General features: G+C 63.5%; 3 protein-coding genes. All 3 read right to left on the bottom strand.

All coding sequences use genetic code 11. The annotated features are described in order from the left end of the window. Window positions 1-55 precede the first annotated feature (55 nt). Window positions 56-442 carry a hypothetical protein gene (locus EN884_RS33120; protein WP_082826532.1) on the bottom strand — a complete coding sequence of 129 codons (387 nt, stop codon included), beginning with the start codon at window positions 440-442 and terminating at the stop codon, window positions 56-58. A 298-nt stretch (window positions 443-740) separates the two neighbouring features. Next, complete coding sequence (locus tag EN884_RS33125) at window positions 741-1,943, bottom strand: MFS transporter (protein ID WP_063168772.1); 1,203 nt, start codon at window positions 1,941-1,943, stop codon at window positions 741-743. 126 nt (window positions 1,944-2,069) lie between these two features. After that, window positions 2,070-2,387, bottom strand: a 318-nt coding sequence (locus tag EN884_RS33130) for an Lrp/AsnC family transcriptional regulator (protein ID WP_164895321.1), incomplete at its 5' end; no start/stop codon positions are given.

Below are 2,387 nucleotides of genomic sequence, written 5' to 3' on the forward strand. Positions count from 1 at the left end.
GTGGGTTGCCTGTCCGTCAAGCGCCGGGCCGTGGCGGACCCGTGTGCCCTCCGGCTCAAACGCCTGCAATCGCCAAAAGCCAGGCCAGGATATCGAGCAGCAGAAACAGCAGCGCAATCTGCAGCGCCACCCGCAGCCGCTGGATAATTCGCCAGTTGCCGGCCATGTCCGCCTTGATGCGAAGCGCAAGCGCGCGGCGCATGGCCGACATCGTCGTCGGCCTGTCGCCGTCGACATATTGATCAAGCAACTCTTCGGGATCGAAGCGGAATGTGTATTGGTGGTAGGGCCAAAGCATGAAGACGATCAGCCCGCCAATGCCGAACAGCAGGGCCACCGCAATCCAGTCCCAAGGCCCAAGCCCGTTGGAAAGGGCCGCACCGCCAAGCAACGAGTTTGCGAAGGCGGTGGCGAAGACAAGGCTGCCGGCGCGGCTGCTCATGTTCTCCACAAGGGTTTGCTGTTGCGTGAGACCTCTCACTGCTTCCTGATAAATGAATGCAAGACGCGGATCGTCGTCGGTAACAGCGCTTGCGGCAATTCTGTTGCTTTCGCTTCCACTCGGATGTTCGACCATCAGGGTGTCCTCTCTGGCGTGGACTGGATGCGCGAGCTCAGTCGAGATCGCTTGCCTGCAAACGTTGGCCGTAAGCTGCCTCGCGCAAGGGGGAATCCGCAGTGAACCGAACGGGCCAGGCTGATTGCGCGCCTGGCCAGCAAGGTGTGGAAATCGACGCGGACTAAGCCGGCTGCAACTCCCTGCGCGGTAGCGGCGGAAACGCGATGGCGATGCCGACCGCGCCGAGCCCGATAAGAGCCGAGCCGATGAACAGCCAGGAATAGTTGGCGTAGGCGTCGAACACCATGCCGCCGGCAAGCGGGCCCAGCGCCATGCCGAGGCTGGACAGCATGGTGGCGGCGCCGAACACGGTGCCGAGGATGCGCTGGCCGAAATATTCGCGCGCCAGCACCGCATAGAGCGGCATGACGCCGCCATAGGTGGCACCGAAGATAACGGCCAGCATGTAGAACTGCTCAAGCCGGCTGATCGAGAGATAGGCGGCAATGACGATCGCCTGGATCGCCAGGCCCGCGATCAGCACCGGCTTGACGCCCAGCCGGTCGGCCAGCACGCCGTAGAAGAGCCGGCCGCCGAGGCCTGCCAGGCCTTCGACACTGTAGATCGAGACCGCTGCCATGGGGGCGACGCCACACAGCATGGCATAGCTGACCATATGGAAGATCGGGCCGGAATGCGCCGCACAGCAGGCAAAGAAGGTCAGCCCCAGCACGATGAACTGCGGTGAGCGCAGCGCCTTGCCGACCGTCAGGCCGGCGCCTTCGGCAACCGGCGCGGAGCCGGTATCGGCCATGACGGGCTTCGGTGGTTGGCGCACCAGCAGCACCGCCGGCAACAGCAATAGCCAGGCGGTAATGCCGATATCGAACATGGCGGTGCGCCAGTCATAGGCGGAGATCAGCCAGCGGGCGAAGGGCGAAATCGTCATCGGCGCCACGCCCATGCCGGCCGAGACCAGCGAGACGGCGAGGCTACGGTTGGTGTCGAACCAGCCTGTGGTCAGCGCGATCATCGGCGCGAAAAAGGCGCTTGCCGCGAGGCCGACCAGCACGCCATAGGTAATCTGGAAGCTCAGCAGCGAACCGGCCCGGCTGGCCAGCACCAGCGCCAGCCCGAGCAGAACCGCGCCGGTCATCACGACGATGCGGGCGCCAAAACGGTCCGATATCGCGCCCCAGGCGAAGCCGCCAAGGCCCATCACCAGGAAGTTGAGCGTCATGGCGCTCGAAATGCCGGCGCGCGACCAGTTGGTGTCGATCGCCATCGGCTCGAGAAAGATCGCCAGCGAAAACATCGTCCCGATGGCGACACAGGACATCAGCGCGCCAGCCGCGACGATGACCCAACGATAGGAAAAGCTCATTCAAATCTCCCATGCCAGAGGGCAGCGCTCAGCGCTGCTTGCATCCGAAGGACGCCGGCAGCGAGGCTGATCCTACAATCCGGTTGCATTTTTTATCCAGTCTGGCCCGACGCCGTTTTCAGCAGATCAGACCGGCAGTTCCGACGTGTATTTGATCGTTTGGCTGGGGACGTCGGTCTTGACGTTCTGCACGCCCTTGATGCGGCTCAGATGCTCCGACTGGAAGCGGCGATAGTCGTCGATGCCGGCCGCCACCACGCGCACCATGGCGTCGCAATCGCCGAGCATCAGATAGCACTCCATCACCTGCGGCAGCTTGGCGACTTCGGTGGCGAAATGCTCGATCGTGTCCTCGTCCTGCGTCTTCAGCCAGATGCGGGTGAAGAAGGTCAGACCCTTGCCGATGCTGGCCGGGTTGAGCACGGCGACGTAGCGGTCGATGAC

The organism is Mesorhizobium sp. M7A.F.Ca.AU.001.01.1.1 (assembly GCF_004022735.1).
GTDB classification, from domain to species: Bacteria; Pseudomonadota; Alphaproteobacteria; order Rhizobiales; family Rhizobiaceae; genus Mesorhizobium; species Mesorhizobium ciceri.

Excerpts from the sequence above, each read along its gene's own strand:
- EN884_RS33120 (WP_082826532.1), bottom strand. The coding sequence starts at position 442 with ATGAGCAGCCGCGCCGGCAGCCTTGTCTTCGCCACCGCCTTCGCAAAC.
- EN884_RS33125 (WP_063168772.1), bottom strand. The coding sequence starts at position 1,943 with ATGAGCTTTTCCTATCGTTGGGTCATCGTCGCGGCTGGCGCGCTGATG.